At 53.0% G+C, this 25,120-nt stretch carries 27 protein-coding genes, 1 tRNA gene and 1 riboswitch; of the genes, 22 read left to right on the top strand and 6 right to left on the bottom strand.

All coding sequences use genetic code 11. The features are described 5' to 3' along the window. Positions 1-263: 263 nt before the first annotated feature. From HMPREF9412_RS21175 to HMPREF9412_RS21165, 3 genes are all read left to right on the top strand, one after another. Positions 264-1,244 carry a copper amine oxidase N-terminal domain-containing protein gene (locus HMPREF9412_RS21175; protein ID WP_036672975.1) on the top strand — a complete coding sequence of 327 codons (981 nt, stop codon included), beginning with the start codon at positions 264-266 and terminating at the stop codon, positions 1,242-1,244. 135 nt (positions 1,245-1,379) lie between these two features. Further along, positions 1,380-1,463, top strand: a tRNA-Leu gene (locus HMPREF9412_RS21170). A gap of 215 nt (positions 1,464-1,678) precedes the next feature. Then, positions 1,679-2,374 carry a WD40/YVTN/BNR-like repeat-containing protein gene (locus HMPREF9412_RS21165; RefSeq protein ID WP_009593796.1) on the top strand — a complete coding sequence of 232 codons (696 nt, stop codon included), beginning with the start codon at positions 1,679-1,681 and terminating at the stop codon, positions 2,372-2,374. A 100-nt stretch (positions 2,375-2,474) separates the two neighbouring features. Here HMPREF9412_RS21165 and HMPREF9412_RS21160 read toward each other — a convergent pair whose 3' ends face one another. Next, a complete protein-coding gene (locus tag HMPREF9412_RS21160; protein WP_009593775.1) occupies positions 2,475-2,666 on the bottom strand; it encodes a hypothetical protein in 192 nt (63 codons plus the stop codon). Positions 2,667-2,837: 171 nt separating this feature from the next. Then, entirely contained in the window at positions 2,838-3,437 is a 600-nt protein-coding gene (locus HMPREF9412_RS21155) for a helix-turn-helix domain-containing protein (RefSeq protein WP_009593788.1), read from the bottom strand. Between the two features lie 287 nt (positions 3,438-3,724). Then, positions 3,725-3,824: riboswitch (purine riboswitch) on the top strand. Between the two features lie 75 nt (positions 3,825-3,899). On the opposite strand from HMPREF9412_RS21155, the gene HMPREF9412_RS21150 reads away from it, so the two are divergent. The 5 genes from HMPREF9412_RS21150 (at position 3,900) to HMPREF9412_RS21130 (ending at position 7,395) form a co-directional block, all read left to right on the top strand. Continuing rightward, the gene (locus tag HMPREF9412_RS21150; RefSeq protein ID WP_009593779.1) at positions 3,900-5,330 is read left to right on the top strand and encodes an NAD(P)/FAD-dependent oxidoreductase; all 1,431 of its coding nucleotides are present in this window, start codon (positions 3,900-3,902) and stop codon (positions 5,328-5,330) included. Between the two features lie 205 nt (positions 5,331-5,535). Beyond that, positions 5,536-5,823, top strand: coding sequence for a Dabb family protein (locus HMPREF9412_RS21145; RefSeq protein WP_036672979.1), 288 nt, complete (start codon positions 5,536-5,538; stop codon positions 5,821-5,823). A 42-nt stretch (positions 5,824-5,865) separates the two neighbouring features. Further along, on the top strand, positions 5,866-6,288 hold the full coding sequence (locus HMPREF9412_RS21140; protein WP_009593787.1) for a DUF86 domain-containing protein: 423 nt from the start codon (positions 5,866-5,868) through the stop codon (positions 6,286-6,288). A 276-nt stretch (positions 6,289-6,564) separates the two neighbouring features. Next, positions 6,565-7,017: a DUF948 domain-containing protein gene (locus tag HMPREF9412_RS21135; protein WP_009593778.1), complete on the top strand. Its 453-nt coding sequence runs from the start codon at positions 6,565-6,567 to the stop codon at positions 7,015-7,017. Positions 7,018-7,032: 15 nt separating this feature from the next. Further along, on the top strand, positions 7,033-7,395 hold the full coding sequence (locus tag HMPREF9412_RS21130) for a YtxH domain-containing protein (protein WP_009593785.1): 363 nt from the start codon (positions 7,033-7,035) through the stop codon (positions 7,393-7,395). A gap of 129 nt (positions 7,396-7,524) precedes the next feature. Here HMPREF9412_RS21130 and HMPREF9412_RS21125 read toward each other — a convergent pair whose 3' ends face one another. Then, complete coding sequence (locus HMPREF9412_RS21125) at positions 7,525-8,622, bottom strand: nitric oxide synthase oxygenase (protein ID WP_009593793.1); 1,098 nt, start codon at positions 8,620-8,622, stop codon at positions 7,525-7,527. A gap of 231 nt (positions 8,623-8,853) precedes the next feature. On the opposite strand from HMPREF9412_RS21125, the gene racE reads away from it, so the two are divergent. The 6 genes from racE to HMPREF9412_RS21095 all read left to right on the top strand — a co-directional run bounded on the left by racE (position 8,854) and on the right by HMPREF9412_RS21095 (position 12,622). Next, a complete protein-coding gene (racE, locus tag HMPREF9412_RS21120; RefSeq protein WP_009593789.1) occupies positions 8,854-9,660 on the top strand; it encodes a glutamate racemase in 807 nt (268 codons plus the stop codon). Between the two features lie 237 nt (positions 9,661-9,897). After that, the gene (locus HMPREF9412_RS21115; RefSeq protein ID WP_009593790.1) at positions 9,898-11,100 is read left to right on the top strand and encodes a M14 family metallopeptidase; all 1,203 of its coding nucleotides are present in this window, start codon (positions 9,898-9,900) and stop codon (positions 11,098-11,100) included. A 194-nt stretch (positions 11,101-11,294) separates the two neighbouring features. Then, complete coding sequence (locus HMPREF9412_RS21110) at positions 11,295-11,570, top strand: hypothetical protein (protein ID WP_009593797.1); 276 nt, start codon at positions 11,295-11,297, stop codon at positions 11,568-11,570. Between the two features lie 103 nt (positions 11,571-11,673). Continuing rightward, positions 11,674-11,976 (top strand): HesB/IscA family protein, encoded by a 303-nt coding sequence (locus tag HMPREF9412_RS21105; protein WP_009593786.1) that lies wholly within the window; start codon positions 11,674-11,676, stop codon positions 11,974-11,976. A 30-nt stretch (positions 11,977-12,006) separates the two neighbouring features. After that, positions 12,007-12,228: a DUF1450 domain-containing protein gene (locus HMPREF9412_RS21100; protein WP_009593800.1), complete on the top strand. Its 222-nt coding sequence runs from the start codon at positions 12,007-12,009 to the stop codon at positions 12,226-12,228. A 127-nt stretch (positions 12,229-12,355) separates the two neighbouring features. After that, positions 12,356-12,622 carry a hypothetical protein gene (locus HMPREF9412_RS21095; protein WP_009593780.1) on the top strand — a complete coding sequence of 89 codons (267 nt, stop codon included), beginning with the start codon at positions 12,356-12,358 and terminating at the stop codon, positions 12,620-12,622. Between the two features lie 325 nt (positions 12,623-12,947). Here HMPREF9412_RS21095 and HMPREF9412_RS21090 read toward each other — a convergent pair whose 3' ends face one another. Together HMPREF9412_RS21090 and HMPREF9412_RS21085 are read right to left on the bottom strand one after the other, a co-directional pair. Next, positions 12,948-14,933: an LTA synthase family protein gene (locus tag HMPREF9412_RS21090; RefSeq protein WP_009593792.1), complete on the bottom strand. Its 1,986-nt coding sequence runs from the start codon at positions 14,931-14,933 to the stop codon at positions 12,948-12,950. Positions 14,934-15,103: 170 nt separating this feature from the next. Then, on the bottom strand, positions 15,104-16,252 hold the full coding sequence (locus HMPREF9412_RS21085; protein ID WP_009593784.1) for a THUMP domain-containing class I SAM-dependent RNA methyltransferase: 1,149 nt from the start codon (positions 16,250-16,252) through the stop codon (positions 15,104-15,106). Positions 16,253-16,412: 160 nt separating this feature from the next. Between HMPREF9412_RS21085 and HMPREF9412_RS21080 the strand changes: the two genes are divergently transcribed. Next, positions 16,413-17,048 (top strand): O-methyltransferase, encoded by a 636-nt coding sequence (locus HMPREF9412_RS21080; RefSeq protein WP_009593795.1) that lies wholly within the window; start codon positions 16,413-16,415, stop codon positions 17,046-17,048. Positions 17,049-17,141: 93 nt separating this feature from the next. On the opposite strand, the gene HMPREF9412_RS21075 is transcribed toward HMPREF9412_RS21080, so the two are convergent. Further along, positions 17,142-18,353: an MFS transporter gene (locus tag HMPREF9412_RS21075; protein ID WP_009593776.1), complete on the bottom strand. Its 1,212-nt coding sequence runs from the start codon at positions 18,351-18,353 to the stop codon at positions 17,142-17,144. A gap of 238 nt (positions 18,354-18,591) precedes the next feature. On the opposite strand from HMPREF9412_RS21075, the gene hemE reads away from it, so the two are divergent. The 7 genes from hemE to HMPREF9412_RS21040 form a co-directional block, all read left to right on the top strand. Beyond that, complete coding sequence (gene hemE, locus HMPREF9412_RS21070) at positions 18,592-19,650, top strand: uroporphyrinogen decarboxylase (RefSeq protein WP_009593794.1); 1,059 nt, start codon at positions 18,592-18,594, stop codon at positions 19,648-19,650. A gap of 35 nt (positions 19,651-19,685) precedes the next feature. Further along, positions 19,686-20,627, top strand: a complete 942-nt coding sequence (hemH, locus tag HMPREF9412_RS21065) for a ferrochelatase (RefSeq protein WP_009593799.1) — start codon at positions 19,686-19,688, stop codon at positions 20,625-20,627. 149 nt (positions 20,628-20,776) lie between these two features. Continuing rightward, positions 20,777-22,096 carry a CapA family protein gene (locus tag HMPREF9412_RS21060; RefSeq protein ID WP_009593774.1) on the top strand — a complete coding sequence of 440 codons (1,320 nt, stop codon included), beginning with the start codon at positions 20,777-20,779 and terminating at the stop codon, positions 22,094-22,096. 32 nt (positions 22,097-22,128) lie between these two features. Beyond that, complete coding sequence (locus tag HMPREF9412_RS21055; protein ID WP_009593791.1) at positions 22,129-22,902, top strand: glycerophosphodiester phosphodiesterase; 774 nt, start codon at positions 22,129-22,131, stop codon at positions 22,900-22,902. A 3-nt stretch (positions 22,903-22,905) separates the two neighbouring features. Next, entirely contained in the window at positions 22,906-23,529 is a 624-nt protein-coding gene (locus HMPREF9412_RS21050) for a fumarylacetoacetate hydrolase family protein (RefSeq protein ID WP_009593798.1), read from the top strand. 32 nt (positions 23,530-23,561) lie between these two features. Next, complete coding sequence (locus HMPREF9412_RS21045) at positions 23,562-24,368, top strand: DUF92 domain-containing protein (protein ID WP_009593782.1); 807 nt, start codon at positions 23,562-23,564, stop codon at positions 24,366-24,368. Between the two features lie 65 nt (positions 24,369-24,433). Beyond that, positions 24,434-25,120, top strand: a 687-nt coding sequence (locus HMPREF9412_RS21040; protein ID WP_009593777.1) for an ATP-binding cassette domain-containing protein, incomplete at its 3' end; no start/stop codon positions are given.

Genomic DNA, 25,120 nt, shown 5'->3' with positions numbered 1-25,120 from the left:
CCCCCCGTAAGAAATGTAATCTCATGCTTAGACAATTCTTCCTCAGCGCCCCAATTCCTCTTTCCTGCTTTTCGACGTAAAGGGGATGTTGAGTGAATATAATGGGGGGTTAGCCATAGCGGACCTGGAGCGTGAGGGGAGGGCATATCCAGTGGCCTGTACGGAGTAACCGGCAGCAATTGCTTTAGGGATGGGTCCATGGGTTATAGATGTTCTATAATGGAAATGGGAAGTGAACTGAGCTGAAGGAGGGAGAGTTCGTGATGAAGGTACGTCAAGCAGTGAAAAAGCTGCTGGCCGGTTTCATGGCGGCAGCGATTGGGATCGCCGTTTTCCAGTTCGGAGGAGAAGAAGTTTGGGCATCGGGCACATCTTCAGACCAACCTATTGAAGTTATGGTGAATGGCGGCAAATTGCTGCTGGATTCGCCTGCTTTTATTCATCAAGGGAGGGTGATGGTGCCATTCCGCGGCATTTCGGCAGCAATGGGTGCCGAGGTGCGTTGGAATCAAGCCGATCGGACGGCGGTCGTGAGCAATGGCAAACATACAACGAGTTATACCGTTGGGCATACCCGTGCCATGAAAGACGGCAAGGTCGTGACCCTGGATGCTCCGCCTCTTCTCAGGGAGGGACGGGTTTACATCCCGCTCCGTTTCTCGGCTGAAGGGCTTGGAGGCAAGGTTGCCTGGGATAACAAGGCAAAAGAAGCTATGATTTATCCGCTGCTCACGCCGAAAGAGGCAGAAGCTGCCCTATCCAAAATCAGTGCTGAAGCGATCGCGTCTTTAAAAAACAAGGATTTTGAGAAGCTGGCCGAGCTTGCTCATCCAGACGGAATCACCTTCTCACCGTATGCTCACGTCGACCGGCAGAAGGACGTAACGCTCGGCAAGCAGCAGCTGCGGCAGGGATTGAACAACGACGCCGTTTACCGATGGGGTGAGTTTGACGGCAGCGGAGAACCGATTTCGATGACTTTTGATGACTATTACAAGAAATTCATTTATTCGCTGGACTTTGCGAAGGCGCCGTGGATCGGATACAACCAATCGAAGAGCGAAGGAAATACGGTGAACAATGCCAGCAGCCAGTATAGAGAGGCCGGCATCGTTGAGTATTATTATGATGGAGTTGATCCTGATTATGCGGGCATGGACTGGGAAAGCCTGCGGCTTGTGTTTGAGCGGTATGAGGATCGTTGGGTATTGTCCGGCATCATACATGATCAATGGACGATCTGAGACTGGCCTGATTAGTCGAAACCATGATGTAATGATGGTTTCGACATTTTTTTTTGAAAAAATGCTTGCTTTTTAGCTTGGGGCGTTATATACTCTTAATTACGGTGATCAACTCGATCACGACTTACATAATATGCGGTCGTGGCGGAATTGGCAGACGCGCACGGTTCAGGTCCGTGTGGGCTTACCCCCGTGGAGGTTCGAGTCCTCTCGACCGCATCTATGAAGCAAAGCTGTTTTTCAAGTGAAATTCGACTTGAAAAACAGCTTTTTTCGTTCCTCTTCAAGTGGAAATCGCGTTATACTGAATAAGAGGGACCGTTCCGTATGAGTGTGATGGAATGGGACGAATAGCGTAAACAGCCGTTACGGTTGGTTACTTAGAACATAAGGGGTGTGATCGCATGATAAAACCTCGAAACAGGATGGGCTTTATGCTGATGATGTTGATCGCAGTCAGCGTAGCTGTCGGATGCCAGTCATCGGATATAGGGAATGGGGCCGGGCCTTTGCCGACTGAGGCATCGGCGAATTCTCCCAAGGGAGATATTCCTGAGACTACGCCGCCTTCCGGCACGGATGAGACCTCAGGCCATACGGATGGCAGCGCAGGAAACGGTTCCGCAGCAGACACGCAAGAAGATCCAGCGGCCGAACCTGATGTGGATTTATCGGATGTGACGGCAGTCCGGCTCGTTAATCATAATTCCGGCTGGATTGGCGGAGAAGGCTGGATTGCTTTTAGTGATGACGGAGGCACCGAATGGGAGGTTCAGGCTCAGCCGAAGGGCACTGTACGCCAAATCTTTGCGCTGAACGGGAAGCAGGCCTGGACCGTGATGGAGAATAACGATCTGTACCGTACAACGGATGGCGGAGAAACATGGAACCGGATCGGAAGCACGCCGAATGCCGGCTTTCTCCATTTTATCTCGCCTGAAACGGGATTCAGCGGTCAAGCCAAAACCGAGGACGGAGGCAAGACCTGGAGTATTCAGGATATGCCGGATACGACCACGCGAGGCCATGACCAAAGAGCCGCCACTGACGGAGTCGTTCAACATTTCAAAAACGATGGCGTTAAGCCTGGGAAATTGTACGTTATAAACGAGACGAAGACCCATAACTAATCATAGCAAAGCAGACCGGAAAATTACCGGCCTGCTTTTTTTGAGCTTATGCCTAAATGTTCATCAAGAATCAGGCAGAACGACGAGCCTCGCATGGTTCTTAAGGGAGCTCTTTGAATATTCTTAGGGAGCCTGCCCAAAGACCGGCTGCAATTCCGAAAAAACCGAAAAGGGAAACCAGGACCATCAGATTGTAGGAGTGCCATCCGAGCAGGAATCCGATGCCGCTTCCCATGGTCGTTCCAGCCAGCAATCCCAGTGAAGCGCCAATTTCCTTCTGACGCAGCTTCATTCGTCAGTCACCTCATTCCTGGATGCTTTCGTATGCCCGATGTTACTTGTATTCCCTGAAAACCTCAAACTATGCCATGACACAAAATAAGCCCGGCTTGGCCGAATGGAGTCCGGCAAGCAGAGCATTTGTGTCAGATAATAAGTATGGTTATTGGTTTAACGGCTAGTTTTATCGGGACTCTTGCTTCAGTGCGCAATCTGCGAATAACACAGACTTAGGGATTCGGAAGAACTGTTCCGCTTTCTCCTGAAATGCTGCTGAAGGTACGGTGCCTTGGTGCAGCCATTTGCGGAACGTGCCAGGATGTACGCCGATCCAGCGGCTGACATCGCTAACCGACAAATCATGAACCATGCACAGGCCTGTCAGAATCCGATTGCTGACCGGAGAGCGTGTCAGGGTGCGTTTCATGAATCGGGAAGGCGCTGGCTGACAGATCAAGGGCGACTTGTCCAGCAATTCTTCTCTGAAGAGAATGTGGCGGGGATAACCCAAGTAGTCGCAGGCTTTCTCCAGGTTGTTTTTTCCGGGAACGCGTCCCTCATATACCCAGGCGCTGACGCTACGGGAGGATACTCCCAGTTCCTCGGCCAATTGCGACAATTTGATATCGTTGGCCATAAGTACGGCTAGCAGGACGCGGTTACGAATTTGGCAGCGGGTCGGCCGACGAAAGCGCTTGACTCGCACGCCTTTCCCCAAATATTTACGATTGATCAGGGACCACGCCTCAATGGAGTGTTTTTCTTGCTGCAGTTGTGTAGGCATAATTCCTCCGATTTTTTTAACACAATACTACAATATTCGACACTAGCTTTTCAATAGCCAATCACTAAACATTTGTTTCCATTTCGTTGTTACATGATTTATGGAGCCGGTGCGGTGGTTCGATAGACCTACAATGTGTATTTGGTCTTGTTGGAGCATTGTTCGTGTTTTTATAGAATTTAACGATAATAACCCGAATTTAAACATATTACGGCCTGAAAGGCGAACAATTTTAAATATTATTATTGACTCATTCGTAATTACGTTTTATATTAACTATGGTTGTTGAAGAGAAAAATAGGCTTATTCGTATATCCCTGAAAATAAGGTTCAGGGGTTTCTACAAGGGACCTTAAATTCCTGACTACGAATAGGGTGCGCAAGCATACCTATTCGGAGCAGGATTTTTTTGTGCCTGGAATCGGTGTGCGTAAACGACAGTCAAACACACAGGGGGATATGATGAGCAAATATGATGTTATCGTTGTTGGTGCCGGTCCTGCAGGAATTTTTGCATGTCATGAGCTGACATTGAAATCACCAGGCAGCAGGGTGCTGCTGGTTGACAAGGGACATGATATTTACCGGAGAAGCTGTCCGATTCTGGAGGAGAAGATTAAGCTGTGCCCTCCGGCGGTAGGCCGGAAGGAATTCGCCGGTTGCCTGCCGGCCTGCTCGATTACGGCCGGATTTGGTGGAGCCGGGGCATACAGTGACGGCAAATTCAACATAACCACAGAGTTTGGCGGCTGGATGACCGATTATTTGCCCGGATCCAAAGTCATGGAGCTCATTCAATATGTGGATGCGATCAACCTGGAGCATGGGGCGACACCTGCCATTACAGATCCGACGACCCATGCGATCCGCGATATTGAACAGCGAGGATACGCAGCAGGCCTTAAGCTGCTTCGCGCACAGGTAAGGCATCTTGGAACCGAGCAGAATTTGGAAATCCTGAAGTCGATTTATGAATATTTAAAGACAAGGATTGATATGGCATTCCGGGCGGAGGTCGAGGACATCGTCACCATCAAGGAGGACGGCACCCACCGCGTCACCGGCATCGCGATGAAGGGCGGAGAGGTCCATGAGGCGAATCTGGTGATGGTTGCCCCCGGCCGCGACGGGTCTGCCTGGTTGACCGGCATTCTTAAAAAACGCAGATTGAAAATGCATAATAACCAAGTGGATGTCGGCGTGCGCGTCGAAACCTCGGATGTGGTCATGCGTGAAATCAACGAGCATTTGTATGAAGGCAAATTCATCTTCAACACTTCGGTCGGGACCCGCGTGCGGACATTCTGCAGTAATCCTTCCGGCCATGTTGTGGTGGAAAACCACAGCGGAGTCATGGCTGCCAACGGTCATTCCTACAAGGATCCGGCATTGGGCTCAGCCAATACGAACTTTGCGCTACTGGTATCCCATAAGTTTACGGAGCCGTTTGATAAGCCTAACGAATACGCGCGCGAAATATGCAAGCGGGCGAATGATCTGTCCAGCGGCGGGGTCATCGTGCAGAAATACGGCGACGTGCTTCGCGGCCGGAGATCCACCGAGGGCAGAATCCGCGAAGGGTTTCTTGAGCCGACGCTGAAGGAAGCCGTTCCAGGCGATCTTGGCTTGGTGCTGCCTTACAACACGATGAAAAGTCTGATCGAGATGGTTGAAGCGCTTGATCAAGTCACGCCGGGGATCGCGTCGGAGCACACGTTGTTCTATGGCGTCGAGGCCAAGTTCTACTCCGCAAGGCCGAAGCTGTCGGATTCCTTCGAGACGGAGATCAAGGGGCTGTATTGCGGCGGGGATGGCGCCGGAATTACCAGAGGGCTTGCTCAGGCAGGAGCCGCCGGGGTCTGGATTGCCCGGAACATGCTGAACCATATTTAGCACATAAATCCAAATGACTGGCTTTTTTCGTAGGATGTTCATTCAGGAGCACGTTCTGGCGCCGTCCAGTCGGTGCTCCTGTTTGGTTATATCTGGAGAGCCATGTATGTTCCTCATGTTCGTGGGAGCGATTTCTTTTTCCGGACGAACGGGGTATGATAGATACGGGAGATTTACATATATGCTAGAGATGGAGGAACGGACGATGATTAAACATATTGTTTTTTTCAAATTGAAGGATCCAACCGCAGAGAATATTGAGAAAACCGTGCAGGTGCTGCGCGACATGGACGGTAAAATTCCGTTGCTGAGATCCCTTGAAGCGGGTGCCGATGTGATCCGCTCCGAGCGCTCTTATGATTTGGCTTTGATCGTTGAAGTGGACAATCTTGAAGATTTGCAGGCTTATGCCGTTCACCCTGTACACCAGGAAGTGATCCAATACATCAATACGGTGAAAGATCATACGCTTAGCGTTGATTTTGAAGTGTAGGCGGTAGATAGACTTACAACAACAGGCTGGAGGAGATTTGCGGTGTATTATGTGAATCAAGAGCAAATTGAACGGCGGCTGAACGCGATTCCGGACATTGCGGAAGGTTTGCGTGCCGCTGCGCAATCGTGGGACGGAGGCCTGGTGCTGGGCCTGGTTCAGGAGCGTGCGCTTCATCTGGCGATCGAGGTCGTCACGGATGTCGGCAGCTACCTGATCGACGGATTTATTATGCGGGATGCCAGCAGTTACGAAGATATCATGGATATCAATCATGAGGAAAAGGTGTTTCCGCAAGAGGTTCATAAGGTGCTGATGGAGCTGGTTCGTTTACGTAAGCCGCTCGTACAGGACTACTATGATTGGGACCGGCAGGCGCTGCATTCTTTAACGCCCGTACTGCCCGACGTGCTGGAGCAGTTTGCGGGAAACGTTCGCGAATATTTAAAGAACGAACTGTACTGATGGCTGCTTAGCTTGAATGATTTCTCCCATGAAGGCATGGGCTCGCTCATCCATATGACGCATGGAAGAACAGACCTACAGGGAAATCCCCTGAAGGTCTGTTTTTTTTGTTGAATTCGTACCGTTGCCGGCATGTTACTCGAGCGGGCGGGGATATTCGTTGTTCTCTGGCCGCAATAAAAAGATCGCCGATGTTGTGTCAAGACAAGCCCATCCTGCTTATAATGCATCAAGCGACTAGGCATTCGCCCGGTCGGACGAAAGGAGGAGTTCCCGATGACAGAATGGAGTGCGCTGGCCGCTGCCGCCGGCATCGTGCTGATCGCGGTTGCCGCGGTGGTCATGATGCTGTCGATTAGAAAGCTGATGCGGCGGGCTGAGACCATGCTGGGCCGGCTTGAAGAAGACAGCGCCCGATTGACACAGGAGGCTTCGCAAGTGCTTGAGCAGGCTTCCGTCTCTTTGGAGATGATACAGCGTCAGCTGGCAGCCGGCGAAGCTTTTGCCGCTTCCATGTCCAGTGCAGCGACAGCCGTAGCCAAGACGGCCGATGCGGTTCATGCTGTTGGGAAAAAAGCTTCCATAACGGCCATTGAGCATCTGGAACGTGCCCGCCTCGATAATGAACGGCAGATCGGGGAGATGTTCCGGTGGGTGGATGCCGGGATGACGCTCTGGCATTCCTGGAACAAATATGCCTCCAAGTCCGGCGAAAGGCAAGCCAAATAGAAGGAGAGATGGGATATGAAAGAGAAGAGCAAAGGACTCCTCTGGGGAGTATTGATCGGCAGTGTTGCAGGTTCTGTTACCGCACTTCTTCTGGCTCCGAAATCCGGCAAAGAGCTTCGGGATGACATTGCAGACGGCGCACGCGGAATCGGTGCCAAGGTGCAGGAGGCGGCGGAGAAGGTAGGCGAGCAGGGCGTTAATCTGATCGGCATCATGACGGATCGTGCCGAGAATGTCATCTCCGACATTCAATCCTGGCGGAATCGGCAGGAGAGCTGGCTGGCAGAAGAGGAAATCGCACAGGTGTCCTCGTTTGATGAGGATTTTGAAGAAGAGGCGTATGTGCCCTCTGTTTCGGAAGAGAAGATCAACGATTAAAACCAGGGATCATCGGTCTTCAGCACATTGATTGCGGGAATAAGGATCACGCCAAAATACATGAAAAGCCGGGGCGGCGTCAAACGCCCCGGCTTTGCTGCGTTTAGTGTTTAGCTTGGTCAGGCGGGATTATTGTCCCTTGTTCCTGTAATGGAAATTCGGCGAACGCATGTCATTATGATAGGATGCATGGAAAATATGCGTGGTGGCCGGCGAAACCGGAGGAATCAGCCAGCTCCAGTCTCCGGTAAGCTCGCGCCCGGCCTGCGCTTCACGCTGTTCGAACAGACCGAACTGGGCTGCAGCCGAGTGATGGTCCACGATGCTGACACCCGCCTTTTTGTAGGAATAAAGCACGGCCACATTGAGTTCGACCAGTGCACGATCCCTCCACAAGGTGGCTTCGCTTGAAGTCTCCAGTCCCATCAGGCTGGCGATGAGCGGGAGCTTGTTGTAACGGGCCTCGTCTGCGAGGTTGCGGGCACCGATTTCGGTTCCCATATACCATCCGTTGAACGGAGCGGCCGTATACGTAATGCCCCCGATCTCAAGCAGCATGTCCGAGATGAGAGGCACCCCGTACCATTTTAACCCTTCCTCTTTAAGCTCCGGAAGATCAGGATGCTCCAGGCAGACCTCCAGCACGGAGGTTTTCGGTATCGGCAGCCACTCAGGCGGCTCATTCCCCTGCTGCACCACCAGCGGCAGCACATCATGGGCGGTCAAGTCACCCTGCCAACCCATCTCCAAGCATTCCTTCGTGAAGGCGATCGAAGCCGGGTCGCCAATCGTGCCGTCCGGCGTTTCGTAACCCGCATACCGAATCAATTGATGGTTTTTGATCATAAGGGGAGCTTCCCCGGGACGCGCAGCTCTGAAAATGGTAATCGTAGGTATGATCTTTCCGCCATTGGTGGCACTCTCGATATGGTGGAGAAGCGCCGAAAAGATGCCGGAGGTCTCCGTTAAGTGTCTGGCATCAATGACCTTCAGGCGATCCCAAAACAGTCTCCCGATACAGCGGTTGCTGTTTCGCCAGGCCATTTTGGCCCCGTGCGTCAGTTCCTCTATCGTATGTTCATATGTACCTGTCCGCTCGATCTGTGAGCGAATGTCGCTGATCCGGGACTGCACTTCTTCCCCGGTCCGGTTTAACTCTGCATAACAGAGCCCGATAAACTGCTCCGCAGCCTGAAAAAGGCCGGTGCGATGTATGCTGTCATTCACGTGAGATTCTCCTTTTCTATACGCGCGCTTACTATAGTATAAACTACCTAAGCTCCGCATCTGGAGCAAGAGTCCTACAATTGCTTGAACAATGTATCCAAGGTTGTTCACAACGGCGCCCTTGTTGAAGATAGGGGGGAATTGGGGTAAGATTTAAGGTACATTTCGATCCGAAATGACATATGGTATCACTGTAAACCATGAATTTGACAAGAAGGAAGCGGTGGGTTCGTGCAGCAAGCAATCGCAATACTAGACTCGGGTGTGGGCGGGCTGACTGTCGCCAAAGAAGTGATGAGACAGCTCCCGAGAGAGAAGATTATTTATTTCGGAGATACAGCCCGCGCACCCTACGGACCCCGTACACCGGAAGAAGTCCGTTTATTTACGGAGCAAATCGTAGATTATTTAATTCAATATGATCCCAAAATGATCGTTATCGCCTGTAATACGGCAACGGCGGCGGCGCTTGATTATATTTCGTCCAAAGTGCCCGTGCCGGTCATCGGTGTCATTCATCCAGGGGCACGAGCCGCCATAAGCGCAACGAAGACCGGACACGTCGGCGTGATCGGTACGGTCGGAACCATTGGCAGCGGAGCGTATACAGCGGCTCTGAAACAGCTGTCGCCATATATCGGGGTAGAGAGTCAAGCCTGCCCCGAACTGGTACCGCTCGTCGAACACGGATTGTTCCGGTCCAAGGATTCCCTGCAGGTTGTGGAGCGATCGCTACGAGGCATCAAGGATACCTCCATTGATTGCCTGATCCTGGGGTGTACCCACTATCCGTTCCTCATGAATACGATTCAAACCGTCATGGGGCCGAATGTGAAGCTGATCAGCTCCGCCGATGAGACGGCACGCGAAGTCAGCACGATTCTGTACGATAAAGGCCAACTCGCGAGCAGCATGGAAGGGCCGGTGCATCAATTTTTCTGTACAGGAGATCCGGAGATTTTTCAGAGCATTGCAACCGAATGGCTTGGTGAGCATATCAAGCGGACGCCAGTGGTATGGCAGATTACGAAGCTATAATTCACGGTTCATACTTTAAAGCTTATTAGAATGATTGCGAATACGAGATTGCGAGGCAGGCAGGACAAGGGATGAGGCCCTTTCCTGCCTTTCTTTGGTTTTACGATCGCCTTCATACGAAAGGAAGGGGCTTGGCCCGGTTTCGATTGGCTGCATCATTCATGTCGGACAAGCGGCTGCTCATATACATGGATTGGACACTAATTGAAGCGGCTTAGCCGCGGAAAGGAATCCATTATGCAGCAATATGTCGTACAGAAAGGCGATACACTAAGACGCGTGGCTGCCAGACATGGTCTGGCGTATGAACAGCTGATTACGGCAAATCCATGGGCCGCCCAGCAGCCGTATCTTCAGCAGGGACAAATGCTCTATCTTCCTGCATCGCTGCGCCGGCGGTATGTCATTCAGGAGCATGATACGTTTGATCGTATTGCCAGTGCGTTCCGGTTTCGCAAGGAAGCCTTGGAAGAATTGAATCCCGGTTTATCGGCTAATCAGCTGCCCCAGGGAAAAACGATCGTTCTGCCGGGCCCAACACATAAGCATTTGATACGGTTATCCGGTGAATATGGGCCGGCGGATCTGGAACGCGATATCCAAGAGATGCAGCTGCATTACCCTGTCATCGAGTGGAGCGTCATCGGACGGAGCGTGCTCGGCAAACCCATATATGCGGCCAAAATCGGCAAAGGCCCGAAGAATCTCCACATGAATGCAGCGCTGCATGCCAATGAATGGATCACCACTCCTTGTCTGATGCGATTCATGGAGGAGTACGGCAGGGCGTTGGCTCAAGCCTCAACAGTTTATGATCAGGAGCCGACTGCCTGGTACCAGGACTATACGCTGTGGGTTGTCCCGATGGCAAACCCGGACGGAGTAGAGCTCGTACAAGAAGGAATCACACCTTCTCATCCATATTATGAACGTCTGCTGGAATGGAATGGCGGTCGTGAGGACTTTCGCCGCTGGAAGGCGAATATCAACGGCGTGGATTTGGGCGACCAATTCCCGGCGCATTGGAACGAGGAAGTTGCTCGCAGGGGCAAAACGCGTCCTTCTCCGCAGGATTATGCGGGGGCTAAGCCGCTTAGCGAGCCGGAAGCCGAGACCGTCTATCAGCATACCCTGTCGATCTCTCCGGAACGAGCCGTTTCCCTTCACAGCCAAGGCAGGGAAATTTATTGGAATTACAGGGACTACGAACCTCCGGAAAGCGAGAACATGGCCAGAATAATGGGTCAGGCGGGCGGTTACAGGCCGGTGAAGCTTCAGGGGAGCGATGCGGGCTACAAGGATTGGTTCATCCAGCATTTCAGGAGACCGGGCTTTACGGTGGAGATTGGATATGGGATTAATCCGCTGCCGCTTGAGGACTTCGAGGACCTGTGCGTCGAGGTGGGATCGATCCTGTCGGCGTTCATGTCTTTGGAATAACCTGATAATGAAACGAGAAGCATTCCTAAACGTATACAAAGCTAGAAGAAGCGGCCGCTGCTTGTCATGGATCAAGGCAGTGGCCTCTTTTCGCCCTCTGATTGATTGCGGGCCGCATAGGAATGGCCGGGATTTCTTAGAGATTCAGGAATTGGGTAATATATATTCATGCAATTGGAATGGAGGTATACACCATGAAGTGGAGAAGATTATGGTCGCTTCGGCGCTGGTCGCACGTATTCCAGCGGATATTCGGGTACTTGGCCTCTTCCCGGGTTGCTTTAGGGGACAAGCTGTTATTCCTGGTTCCGGTTGCGCTTTACTGGGTGCTGCCTGATTTCATGCCTTTCATGCCGATCGATGATATCGGAGTCACGATGCTGCTGATGAACTGGTTCGTATCCCGCGTCGAACGGAAATATCCGGGTTTGCTCGGTGAGAATCAAGGCAAGGTCAAGCGCGCAAGGTAAGCGGCCTTCGGGCAGCGGCAATACGGACAGAACCCTTGCGAAAAAGTCGGCAGGGGTCTACAATAACATATTGAATGAAACATCCGTGAGGAGATGAATATACGTGAAATGTAAAATTACCCGCAATGCGGCCAAAGTGATAAAGCGAGAGCTGGACAAGGAAGAAAACAAGGACAAGAAACTTCGCGTGCTGGTTACCCATGCGCATGGCGACCATGCTCACTATGGACTGGACCTGGACACACCTAAGGAAAGCGATGTCGTCGTATCGACGGATAAAGAGATCGACGTCATTTTGGAGGCTGGACAACCTTTTCTGGACGGCGTCAAAATCGACTATCTTTATTTTCCCGAGGAAGGCTTTGTCATTACGAATCCATCCCAAGGGAATCACGGCGACCACTAGGATACTTCAGAACAAAGAAGGTAATGAATAATGGCTAATGATATTCGCGTCTGCGAGAAATGCAGGCATACGAAATTGAAGACAATCATCCCGAAGATTCAGAAAATGGTGCCGGATGCCGATATTAAGATCGGCTGCAAATCCTATTGCGGTCCTTGCGGCAAACGCGCATTCATTTATATCAACGGCCGGTATGTCAGCGCACCTACAGAGGATGAGGTGCTGGCAAAGGCGATGCCGTTTGTGAAGTAACCAACGGGCTGTTCGGGCCCCCAATCGAAGATTCATGGATTTCCCATTTCTTCTGGTATAGTTCCTGGCTCAGCCATCCATGCTAAGAGGGCAACAGGAACAATGACTTTAGAAGGGAGCATCCGTCATGAACAGTCACGATTCCAGTCTTCACTCCAACAGTCCAAGCAACAGCGCGTTAGATTCCGTGGAGAAACTGCACCGTGCCGTATCCTCGGCCATGTCCCATCCGACGGAACAGTTAATTCAGCAAGCGGAGAATTCGTTATCCCATACAGAGCAAGCGGTCGCTCAGGTGATCGAGCAGGGGAACCGAAACGCCGTGGAATTGGCGGAAGAGTTGTTAGGTGAAGAGAAGGAACGCCTGTCCAAGCTTCGTTCGGCTAAAAAGTAAATCATCCTGTGCAAGCCCGTTCCAGAGCTTTCAAGCTTTGAACGGGCTTTTTGGCCAACTTATATGAAGCTGGGACGGCCATCCTGGAAGAAGCTCAGGTGATATGTGGTGAAACGTTTGCCAAGATGGGGAAACCGACTCGAGTCAGTGTCCTATTGGGCAGGGTGGAGGAAGCAGGCGGCAAGAATAAAGATCTTATTGTAACGGGACATGGTCTTATCGAAAAATCGCATTAAAAAACAGGCTGATCATTAAGATCAGCCTGTTTTTTTGGTTAAGTGGGACGCCAGGGTATTAGGTCGAACCTAAATCCGATGCTGTTCTGTTACTCCGTTTCACCCTTGCCCTGTGCTTTAAATAACTTCAGCAGATCGTACGTGATGACTTGGTCCGAGATTTGCAGCTCCTTCCGGGTTTCGTCGTACCCGTCACGGCAGGCCTGGATGTCAGTTGGCTGACGCGTCGTCAGATCATAACAGGTTCCACCTTCCAGCCCGGCCGTTTCAGAAGGCAGGTAGAACACCTTCTCTTCGGAAAAAGCGCCGCTGCGCAGCGGAATCAGACGCGGCTTATCATCAAACAGATGGCCCCCGATCCAGTAATACGGCGCTTCCGATACGCCGAGAAGATGAAGGATGCTCGGCGTCACGTTCATCATGCCGGCAGCCTCGGGATAGACTCCGGCATTCCCGCCGTCAGGCAGGCGAATGAGCAGGGGGACCTGGTTCATGATCTGTTCCATGTCGAGTGCGTTCAGATCCCGTCCCAGGAACTTCTCATAGTCCGATATTTCCTTGATCGAATTATCGTGATCGCCATAGATGAGCAGTATGGTATTATCCCACAGCCCTTGCTGCTTCATCTGCTCCGCGAACTGGCCGAAGGCTTCGTCCACATAATGGATCGACTGCAGATAATCCCCGAACATCGTGCCTTCGAACTCTCCTGTATCCAGCTTGCGGGCATCCTTCGGGACATAATACGGATGATGGCTCGTTAACGTAATCAGGAAGGAATAGAAGGGCTGCTCGATGCCTTTCATACGATCCAGCGATTGCGCGAAGAATGCTTTGTCGCTCAGCGACCATCCGAGCACATCGTTCATTTCATAATCCTTCTTGCTGTAAAAACGGTCATAGTTCATTTCCCGATACATCGTCGTCCGGTTCCAGAAGCTGCTGTCATAGGCATGGAACACGTTTGCGGCATAACCCTGCTCCTTCAGAATCTCCGGAAGAGTATCGTACTCGCGGTCGGCATATCGCGTAAACACGGAACCCGTGGGCAGGGGAAGCAGGGAGCTGTGCGTGACAAAGTCCGCATCGGACGTTCGTCCTTGCCCGGTTTGATGGTAGAAATTGCTGAAATACATGCTGTCCTTCATCAAACGGTTGAAGTTGGGGGTAATTTCCTGCCCCCCAATCGACCGGCCAATGACAAAATTCATGAAGGCCTCCGTCTGGATCATGATGACGTTGCTGCCTTTATACTTGCCGAACAAAGCCCCGGTTCCGGATGCTTTCCCCTGCTTGGCATCAAACCATGCCTTGACCTGGTTGACCTCTTCCTCTGCCAGCTTGGGCTGGCCGATGAGATGATCCCGGCCGTAACGGTACAGATCATATCCGTGAAAACCGATCAGTCCCGTCACGTTATATAGCGTAATATTCCACCAATTGCCTTCAAAGAGGCCAATAGCCCAAGTATCGGACGCTTTCTTGATGGGGATGAAAGTCATCACCATGCCAAGGATGAAGACGAGCGTACCAGCTGCCAACCGGCCAAGCACCCGTTTCCGCCGGTGCCGGCGAAATTCACCCGGGAACCCGTACGTTTCGGAAGTCGATCTCCGTTTGCGGAACATCATCACGGCCGTAAACGGGACGATGACAACCCAATCGATAAAAAAGAACAGGTCGACGCCGTGTATAAGGGAACGGATGCTGTCTCCGAGCGAGCCGACTTGCCCGGCCTGCATGAGCACCGGCACCGTGATGAAATCATCGAAGTACCGGTAATAGATTAAATCGGCGTACAGGATCCCTGTCCATACCAGATTCAGTAAGGTTAATGAAGCAAGCCGGCCTCTTGCCGGGAGCCATAAGGTCCAGAAGGAGATCAGCAGGAGCGAGCCGACGGCGATCACATAGTCGGCCCGATCCAGCTTCATGTTGGCAATATGGAGCTGATGATCCAGCATGATCAGCTTGTACATCATGAGGATAAGGAATAACAGATAGGCGGTGTACCGGTAATGCAGTCCTCTGGAGACCCGGCTGCGGATATCGATCCATGACGGCGATGAGAGCACGAGGGTATCCTCCTTTATCTAAAACTATAACATTCTCGAAACGTTGTCTGATTTCTATGCAAGAACGTCGATAGATGCTTTTCTAATTATAGCTTGGCCCGGCATGAATTCAAACGGCGATGCAGACAAAAAAGCCGCCCGAAGGCGGCGGTTCAAGCGGCGTCATGACGTTATTCCGCCGATTTGTTACGCGGTGGCAAGGGCCCCAGATATTGATAATACTGGCACTCGATCCGGCCGTTGAACAGCTTGCGGCGCTTGTCCGCCTTGCGGCCGAAGTAATGCTCGAATTGCTTGGTCGGGCTGATCGCGAAGAAGGACCAGGTCGGAAGCGAATGCATGACGGAACCGAATTGGCGGATCAAACGTTCAACTTCCTCCTTCTCGCTTAACCGTTCGCCATAAGGAGGATTGGTGATGATACAGCCGAATTCGCCATCAGGGATGGCTTTGGCCGCTGGAAGGACCTTGAAGTCGATTTCGCCGGCAAGCCCCGCGCTTTTGGCAGCGGCTTTGGCTACTTCGATGGCTTTCGGGTCGATATCGCTTCCTGCTATATGGAGCGGAATATCGTCCTTCACCGCATCAAACGCCTCCTCGCGCGCATCCTCCCACAGGTTGTCTCCGATGATATCCCAGTGCTCGGACGGGAACGACCGGCGCAGGCCTGGCGCAATATTCCAGGCCATCATAGCAGCTTCGATCAGGATCGTGCCCGAACCACAGCACGGATCATACAGCGGCCTATGGGGGCCCCAGCGGCTTAACTGCAGCAGGGCGGAAGCCATTGTTTCTTTCAGCGGAGCTTCCGTCACCAGCTTGCGGTAACCTCGTTTATGCAGGGCGGGTCCTGTCGTATCCAGCGTCAGGATGGCTCGATCCTTCAAGAGAGATATCTCGACTACATAACGGGGACCGTCCTCGGGGAACCATTCCGTACGGTGCGAGAGCTTCAGCTTCTCCACGATTGCTTTTTTCACGATGCCCTGACATGCGGGAACGCTGCTAAGCTGCGATTTATGGGAACGTCCTTCCACGGGGAATTCGCCATCCGCCGGAATCCATTCCTCCCACGGCAGCGCTTTTGTTCCTTCAAAGAGCTCGTCGAAGGTCAGGGCCGTAAATTCCCCCATCTTGACGAGGATTCGGTCCGACGTCCGGAGCCACAGATTGCAGCGGCAAATATCGATCAGGTCACCCGAAAAGGTAACTCTTCCATTCTCTACTTCCATGTCGGTATACCCGAGCTCTTTCAACTCGCGGGCAACGACGGCTTCCAGCCCCATCGGGGCCGTCGCGATCAATTGTAATCGAGGCATTAACGATGTCAACTCCATTTAACATGTGTACGGCGAGAGTCGCCGCCGGTTCAATCTATATAGTATAGGCGATTGCATTGACTAAGACAATTATCATATGATAGTTCTCGTTAGGTTTAACGGAGTCAAGGCATGTTATTAGAAAAAGGAGGCAGCTTCATTGCTTACGACCCCTGACGATTATGTTAACCAATTATACCCTGAAGATGAAGAGCTTCAGCTTGTAATAGAAGCCATCCGCGAGCACGGGATGCCGGAGGTTTCGGTGGCACCGGCATACGGCCGGCTGCTGACCATGCTGGTACAGGCTGCCGGCGCAAGGAATATTCTCGAGATCGGCGCCCTTGGCGGCTATAGCGGCATCTGTCTGTGCCGCGGACTTGCAGCCGACGGCAAGCTCACGTCCTTAGAGCTGAAGGAAGAATACGCGTCACTCGCAGGACGTCATCTGGAGAAGGCCGGTTTCAAGGATCAGGTGGAGCACCGCATCGGTCCGGCGGCGGATAGTCTGGAGGCATTGAAGCAGGAAGGGCGGACATTCGATTTTTTCTTTATTGATGCGGATAAGGAGAACTATCCTCTGTACTTGGAATATGCCATGGAGCTGGCCAATCCCGGCGCCCTCATTGCCGGAGACAACTGCTTTTTGCGGGGCCGGACGCTGAACTCGGAGAAGAACGGTCCTTCGGTTCAGGCCGTCCGCCGTTTTAATGAAATCATCGCGACGGACGAGAGGCTGATCAGCACGCTGCTGCCCGCCTATGACGGGCTGATCCTTGCGCGCGTGAAGGGATGAATCAGATAACACAAAGGGGCTGTCCTCGGGTCGGTTAGACCACGGGACAGCCCCTTTTTGCATGAGACGGTTGCTGTTATTCTGCTGGCAGGCTCAACGGTATTTGGGCGAAGGCTTATGCGAGAACAGTTTCCGCCTTACCCATAACATATTGATGATCAGCAGGCAGCCGGATGTAATGAACAATCCTTCGATTCCGATGAATCCGGATAAGAATCCGCCGATCACCGCGCCCAGCATGTTGCCAAGCGCAAGCGAGCTTGTGTTGAAGCCGAAGGAGCGGCTTTCCATGCCGTCCGGCGTGTAGGAACGAATCAGCGCGTTGACGCTCGGCAGCAGCCCGCCCATGAACACGCCCATCATGAACCGCACGATGATCAGCTGCCACACGGATTGCACGAAGGCTTGCGGGATCAACGTAAGTCCCGTACCGATCAAGGCGTACGTCAGTATGCGGTGCGCGCCGACCTTGTCGCTGAGCTTGCCGAGAATCGGGGAGGCGATCATGTTTGACAGCCCTGTGACCGCCACGACGAATCCGGCCCATATCGCGATATCCACCGCGGATCCATGAAGCTTCTGAACATACAGCGGGAGCAGCGCCATAGGGCTGATCATCGCGAATTGAAGCAGGAACGTGACGGCGAATAACGCCGGCAGCTGCGGAATATGGCTCAGCTCCTTGAGCCCGGCGATAACCGAAGGCTGCGGTGCCTTGGCGGCCTGCTCGCGGTTGAAGTTTTCCTTGACGAGGAACAAGGCGAGCAGCGAGGCCGTAAAGATTAACCCGCCCGTAATATAGAAAATCGGCCGGAAGCCGACCCAGCTGGCCATGAGTCCGCCGATCAACGGACCGAGTATGGTGCCGGCGACTTGTCCGGATTGCATGATGCCCATCGCAAACCCCATCCGATTCTTGGGCGTCGTGCCCGATACGAGTGATATCGCCGCAGGGTTAAATCCCGATATGGTACCGTTCAGCAGGCGAAGAGCCAGCAGATGCCACGGATGGGTGGCAAAGCCCATGCATGCGATGACAAGCGCCATGCCGAAGCCCGAGCGCAGCAGCATGATTTTGCGTCCGTACTTATCGGCGACTTTTCCCCAGATCGGCTGAAAAATAAACGAGGTCAGGAAGTTGGCCGCAAAGATCAATCCGGCCCAGACTCCTATCTCCCGGTCTCCAACGACATTCAGGTCCTGGGCTAAATACAATGTCAGGAACGGGGTGATCATGGTCATCCCGGAGTTGACCAAGAACTGCCCGAACCAAAGCACAATGAGATTGATTTTCCAATTGGTCAATGTGCCCTTCACTTCCTTTCTAAGCTGTCGGGTCCGGCGTAAACCGGACGTATGTGGAATTACCCTAAAAAATGCCGTTCTTCCAGTATAACATATTTAAAAAGCGCCAAAAGCTAACAATGTCATAAGATTGTCATGCGATTTTCATAGGATGTCCATGTAAGACGGTTGTTACTTACTTTTAAAAAGGGCATAATGTTCTTTAGGAAACTTTATACACATTGATGGGGGCCTAATCATGACCTATAACGATCAATTCATCCGCGCCTGCCGCAAGCAGGAAGTGGACCACGTTCCTGTATGGTACATGCGACAAGCGGGACGCTACGACCCGGAGTATCGAAAGATTAAAGAAAAGTACTCCCTGCTGGAAATATGCAGTCAACCCGAGCTGGCGGCAGAAGTAACCTTGATGCCGGTACGGAAGCTCGGCGTGGACGCGGCTATTTTATATTCTGACATTATGAATCCCGTTGCCTCGATCGGGGTAGACTTCGATATTGTGAAAAATATCGGTCCCGTGATCGACAATCCGATCCGAAACGCAGCGGATGTAGAGAAGCTTCGCCCGATCGACGTGGAAGGTGATCTCGGCCATGTCTTGGAGACGATTCGCATTCTGGACAAGGAGCTCGACGTTCCGCTCATTACGTTTGCCGGTGCTCCGTTCACGATTGCCAGTTATCTTATCGAAGGCAGACCTTCCAAAAATTATCTTCGCACGAAAGAGCTTATGTACAGCGAGCCGAAGGTATGGTTTTCGCTGATGGACAAGCTCGGCGACATGGTGATCGCTTATTTGCGTGCCCACGTGGCAAACGGCGGGAAAGCGTTTCAATTGTTCGACAGCTGGGTGGGAGCTTTGTCTCCAAAGGATTTCCAAACGTTTGTCCTTCCAACCATTCAGCGTATCTTTGCCGAGCTTCAGGACCTGAGCGTTCCGAAGATCTATTTCCCGGGGGTAAGCTCAGGAGAGCTGCTGCCTACGCTTACGGATCTCAGCACGGATGTCATCGGTCTCGACTGGCGAGTGTCCATTGCGGAAGGACGCCGCCGCTTGGAGCATAAATATGCCGTTCAGGGCAATTTGGATCCGACGGTTCTGACCGGGCCTATGCCGGTCATTCAGCAGTATGCCAAAGAAATTATCGATCAGGGGATTCAGGAGCCGGGCTTTGTGTTTAATCTAGGACACGGTTTATTCCCGGAGGCTTCCCTTGAGAAGCTGCGTGAGCTGACCTCGTATATTCACGAATACTCCGCTCAAGCACTGCAGGCAGGAGCACAACGCTCTTAAACGTTGAATATTTTATTAGCCAGAGGTGAGATGGTATGAAGAATAAGATTGGCGTATTGGTCATGTCCTACGGCACGCCGGAGAGCATGGAAGGAATCGAAAGTTATTATACGCATATCCGCCGCGGAAGTAAGCCGTCGGAAGAGCAGCTCAAGGAGCTGACGGACCGCTATGAGGCGATTGTGGGAGGCGTGTTTCCGCTTCGCGAGAACACGGACCGGCAGGTCCGCACGCTGCAGGATACATTAAATGCGGATCCCCGGGCCATCGATCTTGAGTTTGTATGCTACCAAGGCTTGAAGCACGCGGCTCCGTATATCGAAGACGGCGTGGAGCAAATGGTCCGGGACGGCATCAAGGAAGCCGTAGGCATCGTGCTGGCTCCCCATTACTCCACCATGAGCATCGGATCCTACGTGAAGCGTGCGCAGGCGAAAGCCGATGAGCTGGGACTTCAGATTTCGTTCGTGGAGAGCTATCACATGCATCCGAAACTGATCGAGGCTTTTGCAGACCGGGTGTCGGCGAAGCTGAACCAGTTCGAGCAAGCGGGGGCTGTCCGGGACAGCGTGAGGGTGCTGTTCAGTGCCCACAGCCTTCCGGAACGCATCTTGTCCGTCGGAGATCCTTATCAGGATCAGCTGCTTGAGACATCCAAGGCCGTAGCCGAGAAGGCAGGCGTGAAGCAGTGGCAGTTTACGTGGCAGAGCGCCGGCCGGACGGCGGAGCCTTGGCTGGGCCCGGACATTCTGGATACGCTGCAGACGCTGAACAAAGAAGAACAGGTGGAGGACGTGCTGGTCGCGCCGGTCGGTTTCGTATCGGATCATCTTGAGGTGCTGTACGATTTGGATATCGAAGCCAAAAGCATTGCCAAGGAGATGGATATGCGGCTTGAGCGCATCGACTCCTTGAACAGCGACCCGCTCTATATGGAGGCGCTCAGCGACTCCGTGATCACCTTGATTGGACTGTAAGCCGTTATTACCCGAATTTCGAATTTCTCAACAGAATGCTTTGTTATGGAACTCCCCGGCGACGGGGGGTTCTATTCTTTATGGGGAAGCTGGTATAATGGGGGAAGCGACTTATTGCGCGAGCTCATGAGTGAATAAAGGAGTGACCTATGCAGCATCTGTCACGATCAGAGAAAAGCAAGGCCGAGAAGAAGGCCCGTAAGCAGCGAACCGGACAGGTTTGGCTCATTCTAAACCTATGCTTGATTATTATGATCGCTGCTTTGCTTGTCTATCATTTTAAATTCAAGGAAGATCCGGTTTCGCAAACGGCTTATCCCCCTGGTATGCCGGACTTTGGCATGGAAGGGGAGCAGGCGGGAAGCAACGGCTCCGGGCAGCAGGACGAAGGCGCGGGCACGGATTCGGATCCTTCGAAGACGGCGGAGCCCGGCGAACCTCCCGATTCTGCGATGACCGAGCCTGTTGGTGGCGCAGCGGATGAACATGCCGATGACGAGACGGCAGCGCGGGTGGTTATGCATTTTGCGGGGGATACGTTGTTCTCGGGCAAGGTGGAGGCTGAGCTGAAGAAGCATGGATATGATTATCCCTACAAGCACCTGGGCACCGCATTCCTGGAGGACGATCTAACCGTGCTTAATCTGGAAACCCCGGTTACGACCGGAGGCGTTGGCGCCGCCAACAAGAAATTCGTATTCAAGTCCTCTCCGGACGTATTGCCCGCCCTCCGGGATGCCGGGGTGGAAGCCGTTAATCTGGCTAACAATCACATCCTGGACCAGGGGCAGGAGGGGCTATTGGATACCTTGAAACACCTGAAGGACCATGATATCCGTTATGTGGGCGCGGGCCGAAACGAGGAAGAAGCCTTTGCGGCCCAGTATTTCGAACTGCAGGGCATGACGGTTGCCCTGCTGGGCTTCAGCCGCGTCCTGCCGGAGACGACCTGGTATGCGCTGGAGAACAGGCCGGGGGTCGCCGGGGCTTATGACCATGTGCTGCCCAAGGCGGTTGAAGCGATCCAGGAGGCAAGGAACAAGGCCGATCTGGTGGTTGTCATCGCCCATTGGGGGGAGGAGCTTCACAAGACGCCGAATGTCCATCAGATCAATCTGTCACGCGCATTCATTGACGGCGGCGCCGATCTGATTATCGGCGGCCACCCGCATGTGCTGCAGGGATTGGAGCAGTACAAGGGCAAGTGGATTGCGTACAGCACCGGCAATTTCATCTTTACCAAATCATCGAATGCGGATACGTGGAAAACAGCCGTGTTCCGGGCTTCATGCAGCAAGCAAGGAGACTGCGACCTGAAGCTGACGCCTTACCGTACGGAGATCGGACAGGTCATTCCGCTTGAAGGCAAAGAAGCTGAAGCCCTGCTGAAAGAGGTCCAGGAGCGATCCGTCGGCGGCGTCAAAATAGCGCTTGATGGTGAAGTTATAGCAGGCAAGGCGGCAGACTAATTCGTTTAACGTTACATCAAGGAGGTCCCACGATGAACAATTTATGCGTGGCTCACCGGGGGTTTTCCGGTAAAGCGCCTGAAAATACGCGCGCAGCCATTCAGATGGCGATGGATGAGCCCTTCGTGCATTGGATGGAAATTGATGTACAGCTGACTCAGGACGGGGTCCCTGTCGTGATCCATGACTTCAGCGTGGATCGTACGACGACCGGGAAGGGCAAGGTGAAGGATCTGACCTGGCAGCAAATCCGGAGGATGGACGCCGGAGAATGGAAGGGACGCCAGTTCAGGGGAGAGCAGGTTCCTTCGCTGGATGAGGTCCTGCAGCTGGTCAAAGGCCGATTGAAACTTAACATCGAACTCAAAACGAGCGGGGACATGTATCCCGGCTTGGAAGCCGCTGTCCTGGAGCGGATTCAAGCCCACCGGATGCTGCCGGACGTGGTGCTTACTTCGTTTGAACCGAAAGCTTTGATGAAGGCAAAGGAATTGGAGCCCGACGTGAAAACCGGACTTATCATCGATGCGCATCCTCGCAATTTGCTGGCACGCTTGAAGCAAATGAAATGTTCCTTTTTATCCATCGGCTATTCCCACCTGGATGCGGCTTTTGCGTCAGATCTGGTGAAGAACGGCATTACGCCCATGGCTTGGACGGTGGATGATGCGAAGAGCATGAGATCGCTCGCCCGAATGAATCCCGCCATCATGATCTGTACGAACCGGCCCGATACATGGGGCCAAATCTTTATTCATAAAATTGCACCAAAAGTTCCGTTCTGGCGAAGAAAATGGAGGTTTTAATTGATGTGTGCCCTAGTGAATAACGTTTATTGTGTAGGACGTAATTACCAACTGCATGCGGCGGAGCTCGGCAATGCCGTACCGGAAGAGCCGATGATTTTTCTTAAGCCCTCGCATGCCGTCGTTCCGCTGGACGGCAGCGTGCTGAAGCTGCCGATGGACAGGGGCAGCCTTCATTTTGAAGGCGAGCTTGTTATTCAGCTAGCGGAGGATTACGCGCCAGGCAAGACCGTGGACGAGCTTGTAAAAACGATGGCCCTGGGCATCGATTTCACGCTGCGTGACGTACAGACGGTCATTAAGGAGAAAGGACACCCGTGGACGGCGGCAAAAGCGTTTAAATCTTCCGCACCGCTTACGCCATCCATTGCTTTCCCGGGAACCGCCAAGCTTGGGGATAAGGATTTTACCGTCCGGAAGAACGGCGCCCAGGTCCAGCGGGGGAATGTGAAGGATATGATCTTCTCCCTTCAGCGCATCATCGATTACATCGGCGAGCATTACGGTCTTGGTCAAGGGGATTTGATCTTCACAGGCACGCCGGCCGGCGTTGGACCCACGGAATCCGGTGACGTGTTCGAATTGTTCTGGGGAGACGTCCGTCTGGGCCGCTGCGAAATCGGGTAATCTGACAAGCTTTATTATGGGAGGGATCGCGGATGGATTGGCTGATCGGGGCAGCGGGTGCCGTCATCGTGGCAGGAGCCGCTTACAGGAAACGATCGTTATCGGAATCCGGAGCCTTAGCCGCTATTCTGATGGGTACCATATATTACGGAGCAGGGAACGCGTTTTGGTTCGGAACCCTGCTTCTTTTTTTCATAACGTCCACGCTGCTCTCGCGGTATGGGAAGCAGCGGAAGGCGGACCTGGAGAAATCCTATGCCAAGACCGGCCGGCGGGATGCCGGTCAGGTCTTGGCCAATGGCGGCATCGGCATGGTGCTGTGTCTGTTGAACGTATGGATTCCGTCCCATCTGTGGGTGTACCTGTTTATAGGCGTCATGGCTACGGTGACGGCAGATACCTGGGCCACGGAGGTAGGCAGCCTTAGCCGGAAGCCTCCGCGTTCCGTGCTGAACGGAAGGGTGCTGACAGCAGGGGAATCCGGCGGCGTGTCCTGGGTTGGCTCCGCGGCGGCCGCAGCAGGGAGTATGCTGATTGGGGCAGGCGGATGGCTGCTGGCCGAGTGGAGCGGCATGAATGCGGGTCTGTTGCCGTATGTCCTGGCTGCCCTTGCGGGCGGCATGGTCGGAGCTTTTGCCGATTCGTACCTCGGTGCGACCATGCAGGTCATGTATCGCTGCCCGTCGTGTGGCAAATCGGTGGAAGTGTCTCGACATTGCGGCCAGGCTACGGTGCGCATGCGCGGACATGCCTGGATGTCCAACGATGCGGTCAATCTGATCAGCTCATTGCTTGGCGGCGCGGCAGCTTATGGGATTGCGGCGTGGATTGCGTTATAATGTATCCGTCTTAGTGATGAACGAACGATCAACGAAATCTATAGATGTAAGTAGGGATCATAACTATGAATATATTGACCGTGGAACAGGTAACGAAAAGCTATGGAGACAAAATTCTGTTTCAGGATGCTTCCTTCGGGATGGAGGACCAGGATAAAATCGGGATTATCGGCGTAAACGGTACGGGGAAATCGACGTTTATGCGCGTTATCGCGGGGCTTGAGCCGCCGGATGCCGGTAAAATATCGATGGGCAATCGCATCCGGGTGCGTTATCTGGCCCAGAACCCCGAGTTTGATCCGGACAATACCGTCCTGCAGCAGGTATTTGAGGGCGATCTTCCAGAGATGAAGGCGGTGCGGGAGTACACCGAAACGATGGAACTGCTGGAGCTGCATCCGAATCGCGAAGATCTGCAGCATAACCTGCTGAAACTCAATCAGACGCTGGATACGCTGCAGGCGTGGCAGCTGGAAAGCGATGCGAAAACCATCCTGTCCAAGCTGGGCATCCGGAATTATGACGCGAAGATGGGGACGCTGTCAGGCGGCCAGCGTAAGCGGGTCGCATTGGCTGCGGCCTTGATTCAGCCTTCCGATTTGCTTATCTTGGATGAGCCGACGAACCATATCGACAATGAATCCGTGGCCTGGCTGGAACAGTATCTGCAGAAGCGCCGGGGTGCGCTGCTCATGATTACGCATGACCGGTATTTTCTGGACCGGGTGGCCAATGTCATGCTGGAGCTGGAT

It is taken from the genome of Paenibacillus sp. HGF5, from assembly GCF_000204455.1.
GTDB classification, from domain to species: Bacteria; Bacillota; Bacilli; order Paenibacillales; family Paenibacillaceae; genus Paenibacillus_AQ; species Paenibacillus_AQ lautus_A.
Note: the sequence above shows the minus strand (reverse complement) of the source record. Positions and strands in the feature narration are given on the sequence as shown.

Bases quoted from the DNA above. Each gene is read 5' to 3' on its own strand.
- HMPREF9412_RS21155 (WP_009593788.1), bottom strand. From the start codon at position 3,437: ATGCCTACACAACTGCAGCAAGAAAAACACTCCATTGAGGCGTGGTCC.
- HMPREF9412_RS21130 (WP_009593785.1), top strand. From the start codon at position 7,033: ATGAAAGAGAAGAGCAAAGGACTCCTCTGGGGAGTATTGATCGGCAGT.
- HMPREF9412_RS21110 (WP_009593797.1), top strand. From the start codon at position 11,295: ATGAAGTGGAGAAGATTATGGTCGCTTCGGCGCTGGTCGCACGTATTC.
- HMPREF9412_RS21100 (WP_009593800.1), top strand. From the start codon at position 12,007: ATGGCTAATGATATTCGCGTCTGCGAGAAATGCAGGCATACGAAATTG.
- HMPREF9412_RS21050 (WP_009593798.1), top strand. From the start codon at position 22,906: ATGTGTGCCCTAGTGAATAACGTTTATTGTGTAGGACGTAATTACCAA.
- HMPREF9412_RS21060 (WP_009593774.1), top strand. From the start codon at position 20,777: ATGCAGCATCTGTCACGATCAGAGAAAAGCAAGGCCGAGAAGAAGGCC.
- HMPREF9412_RS21085 (WP_009593784.1), bottom strand. From the start codon at position 16,252: ATGCCTCGATTACAATTGATCGCGACGGCCCCGATGGGGCTGGAAGCC.
- HMPREF9412_RS21160 (WP_009593775.1), bottom strand. From the start codon at position 2,666: ATGAAGCTGCGTCAGAAGGAAATTGGCGCTTCACTGGGATTGCTGGCT.
- HMPREF9412_RS21095 (WP_009593780.1), top strand. From the start codon at position 12,356: ATGAACAGTCACGATTCCAGTCTTCACTCCAACAGTCCAAGCAACAGC.
- HMPREF9412_RS21145 (WP_036672979.1), top strand. From the start codon at position 5,536: ATGATTAAACATATTGTTTTTTTCAAATTGAAGGATCCAACCGCAGAG.
- hemH (WP_009593799.1), top strand. From the start codon at position 19,686: ATGAAGAATAAGATTGGCGTATTGGTCATGTCCTACGGCACGCCGGAG.
- HMPREF9412_RS21055 (WP_009593791.1), top strand. From the start codon at position 22,129: ATGAACAATTTATGCGTGGCTCACCGGGGGTTTTCCGGTAAAGCGCCT.
- HMPREF9412_RS21115 (WP_009593790.1), top strand. From the start codon at position 9,898: ATGCAGCAATATGTCGTACAGAAAGGCGATACACTAAGACGCGTGGCT.
- HMPREF9412_RS21045 (WP_009593782.1), top strand. From the start codon at position 23,562: ATGGATTGGCTGATCGGGGCAGCGGGTGCCGTCATCGTGGCAGGAGCC.
- HMPREF9412_RS21150 (WP_009593779.1), top strand. From the start codon at position 3,900: ATGAGCAAATATGATGTTATCGTTGTTGGTGCCGGTCCTGCAGGAATT.
- HMPREF9412_RS21165 (WP_009593796.1), top strand. From the start codon at position 1,679: ATGCTGATGATGTTGATCGCAGTCAGCGTAGCTGTCGGATGCCAGTCA.
- hemE (WP_009593794.1), top strand. From the start codon at position 18,592: ATGACCTATAACGATCAATTCATCCGCGCCTGCCGCAAGCAGGAAGTG.
- HMPREF9412_RS21135 (WP_009593778.1), top strand. From the start codon at position 6,565: ATGACAGAATGGAGTGCGCTGGCCGCTGCCGCCGGCATCGTGCTGATC.
- HMPREF9412_RS21175 (WP_036672975.1), top strand. From the start codon at position 264: ATGAAGGTACGTCAAGCAGTGAAAAAGCTGCTGGCCGGTTTCATGGCG.